At 43.9% G+C, this 3496-nt stretch carries 4 protein-coding genes; all 4 read left to right on the forward strand.

What is annotated here, in order from left to right:
- The first annotated feature begins 215 nt into the window (after positions 1-215).
- Positions 216-641, forward strand: coding sequence for a phage tail protein (locus F6K49_RS37600; protein WP_293105225.1), 426 nt, complete (start codon positions 216-218; stop codon positions 639-641).
- 3 nt (positions 642-644) lie between these two features.
- On the forward strand, positions 645-1046 hold the full coding sequence (locus tag F6K49_RS37605) for a phage tail assembly protein (RefSeq protein ID WP_366514276.1): 402 nt from the start codon (positions 645-647) through the stop codon (positions 1044-1046).
- A gap of 71 nt (positions 1047-1117) precedes the next feature.
- A complete protein-coding gene (locus F6K49_RS53800) occupies positions 1118-1231 on the forward strand; it encodes a hypothetical protein (protein WP_366514277.1) in 114 nt (37 codons plus the stop codon).
- 422 nt (positions 1232-1653) lie between these two features.
- A partial coding sequence (locus F6K49_RS37615) for a hypothetical protein (RefSeq protein ID WP_293105231.1) occupies positions 1654-3496 on the forward strand: 1843 nt, incomplete at its 3' end.

Consider the following 3496-nt stretch of genomic DNA (forward strand, 5'->3'; position numbering starts at 1 on the left):
CTTCCGCATCCAGCAAACCGCTGGTGAGTAATAAGCGCATTTATATCTGGGTTGTAAACACACGAATTGCCGAAAAAGGCAAAAGGCAAAAGGCAAAAGGCAAGAGGGGAAAGAGATCCGGAGTTTTATTTTAAAATAAAAAAATATCTCCTAGGTTTACATCTCCTCAACGAAACCCTATAAACTTTTGAACTAACTGGAAAGGAGATTTAGTCATGGCAAGAGTTGATCCCTATAAGAACTTTCGTTTCCTGATGGAAATTGATGGCATTGTTCAGGCAGGATTTTCTGAATGTAGTGGTTTTGGTTCTGAAGTAGAAATCGTTGAATATCGTGAAGGTGGAGACGATGCTACAGTACGTAAGCTGCGAGGGAAAGCCAGTTATCCTGATATTTCCGTGAAATGGGGAATAACTGATTCTCGTGAACTCTATGACTGGCACTTAGCCGCAGTCAATGGAGAGGTTGAACGCAAAAATGGTTCCATCATTCTGCTTGATGATACCGGACAGGAGAAAGTACGCTGGAACTTCTTTAACGCCTGGGCTAGTAAGTATGAAGCACCTAGTTTGGATGCCAAAGGAAGTGATGTTGCCATTGATACCCTTACCGTGAGTTGTGAACGTCTGGAGCGGGTATAAATTATGACTAATCTCACCATGATGCCTGAGCAAGCAACAATGCTGCAAACTGAGTATGAGTTTACATTACCAGCAGGTTATGTGGACAAACAGGGGAATTTACATCGGGAAGGGACAATGCGATTGGCAACGGCTGCTGATGAAATTGTTCCTCTGAAAGACCCTCGCGTACAATCTAACCCAGCCTATTTAATTGTGATTCTGCTATCTCGGGTGGTCACCCGCATCGGTTCTGTGGAAATGATTAACCCAAAAGTGATTGAAGGGTTATTTGCCTCAGACTTGGCTTATTTGCAGGATCTTTACAATCGCATCAATGGCAATGGCATGCGATCGCTCCAGATTATCTGTCCCCACTGTGAAAAAGATTTTGCCGTGGAACTAGATATGTCGGGGGAATCTTAGGCTACCCCCTGGATCAACTCCATCAGGAGGTAGCCTATCTGGCCTACCACTTTCATTGGCACTATGAATCCATCATGGCCATGGAACACAGTCAGCGGCGACGGTGGGTGGAGGAAATTGCCCAGATTAATCGGCGTTTGAATGCCCAAACCGGTCAGATAGATTTTATAGCAAGGGAAGTATAGTTTAGGACATAGTATTTTGGTGTGAAGGGAACAGGGAACAGGGAACAGGGAACAGAAATATGTCTTAACCTTTACTTCGACTGCTATATCTAAAGGCTCATAGGACTTACGAAGTTGAGTTGGTTTTGCCCCCCTAACCCCCCAATTTTGGGGGGGAATGATGTCAAAGTCCCCCAGAATTGGGGGATTTAGGGGGCTTTGCGTAAGTCCTGGCTCAGAGAAATAGCGATCGCTATTTCTCTGAGATCTTGCACCAGTACAAACAAACTTAATAACGACAGTGATAACAATTAATTTCAGTACTGAAATAGTCAAATTTTATCACTGTTCCCTGTTCCCTGTTCCCTGTTCCCTACCTTGACAGGTAAATTTTCAACTTGGTGCAAGACCCCAGTTCAAAAGTTGACTATTGCAACAAAACAATGGAAGATTCTCCTTACAGTTCAACCTTAGGGCAACGTCTACAGCGGCGACTGGTTAAACCTGCTGGGGTCATTAATACCCAGCAGTTACATGGTCATTACCAAGCTACTCAAGGGACAGCGGGAAGACTTGTACAAAAGTCCATGTTACCGGAACAAGTAAAATTCCGTTATGGTTCTGGAATTTTGCAGCCTACAGCTATCATGTCACGTCTTCAGCGACAGCGCACAGAATCAGCCGACGGTTTTGATGGGCAATGGCGAGTCAATCCTGACGGCTATTCAGGAACGGGAAAAACAGCTCAAACCTTTGTGCAGACTCAACCAAGAGCATTTCAGAATAGTAGGGACAATAGTAGGAAAATTGTAGGGAAAAGTCCGACAGCAATAGGCGTTGCTGATTCTGGGTATGATTCCGCCCCCCTAGCCCCCCAATTCTGGGGGGAACAAAACTCTGAAAGTCCCCCAAAGTTGGGGGATTTAGGGGGCTTGACCAAAACCAGACGATCGCCCATTCATACTTCAATTCAGCAACGCCCAGCAATATCCCAGAAAGTAACAGTAATGACCAAGCCATTGGTCAAAGAAACTAACCACAACCAGACTACAAGCCCAGTTTCATTAACCCCAGTTTCATTGGTAGAAAAAAAGCCTAAGTCTGCTTCCTCTAGTCCCCTTGGGAAGACAATTAAGGACACTGGGGAGAAGGGAAATAGGAGAGGAACACAACCACAGCTTAAGATTAATCGCAAAGCAACGTTGGCAGAAGTTAATACCTTATCACGTCATGAGTCTCATACTGTACAAGCGCAAAGAGATACTAAATCTATTACTAAATCTAGTACCAATTCTACAGTAACTCAAACTCAACGTGAAACCAGTAGCTCTTCCTCACCTCCCTACTCTGAAAAATCGGGAACGTTGCGGATTAGTCGAAAAGCAACCATGACAGCAGCTAATGCTAGGGCGTGTTTTCAAAGTTTTCCGCAAGATTATGATCCCCCCCAGCCCCCCGCGCGGAAGGGGGAGCCATACTCAAAGTCCCCCTTTTTTAAGGGGGATTTAGGGGGATCTCCGAGTTTGAAGACACGCCCTAGTAATGTTCCTAGAGTTCAAAGTAAATCTATTCCAGATCTACCTCTTGCTCAAACCAATAGTCCATCATCTTCAAGTACAGTTTCCAGAAAAGAGGATAACGAAGATACGGTAATTCAAACTAAAATTATCCCGAATCAGCCCAAATCAGGTCAGATTACTTCTCCAGGTGATTCTGTTAACAACTCAGCTCAAGATCTACCTCTAGCTAAAACTGCAAGTGCCTCATCCCCAAGTCAAGTATCTAGAAAAGAGGATAACGATGAGACTGTAATTCAAGCTAAACTCTCTCCAAATTCCGGTAAACTAATCTCTGAAAGTCCCACCCTAAGTAAAGCTAGTCATTCCCAAACTATAAGTCACAGTAACTCTAGTCCAGATTTACCTCTGGCTAAAACTACAAGTGCCTCATCCCCAACTACAGTGTCTAGAAAAGAGGATAACGAGGAGACTGTAATTCAAGCTAAACTTTCGCCAACTTCTGGTAAACTAATCTCTCAAAGTCCCACCATAAGTAAAGCTAGTAATTCCCCAACTATAAGTCACAGTAACTCTACTCCAGATTTACCTCTCGCTAAAACTACAAGTGCCTCATCCCCAAGTCAAGTATCTAGAAAAGAGGATAACGAGGAGACTGTAATTCAAGCTAAACTCTCGCCAACTTCTGGTAAACTAATCTCTGAAAGTCCCACCATTACTCAAGCTAGTTATTCCCAAACTATAAGTAACAGTAACTCTAGTCCAGAGA

Source organism: Moorena sp. SIO3I6, assembly GCF_010672095.1.

Excerpts from the sequence above, each read along its gene's own strand:
- F6K49_RS37600 (WP_293105225.1), top strand. The coding sequence starts at position 216 with ATGGCAAGAGTTGATCCCTATAAGAACTTTCGTTTCCTGATGGAAATT.
- F6K49_RS37605 (WP_366514276.1), top strand. The coding sequence starts at position 645 with ATGACTAATCTCACCATGATGCCTGAGCAAGCAACAATGCTGCAAACT.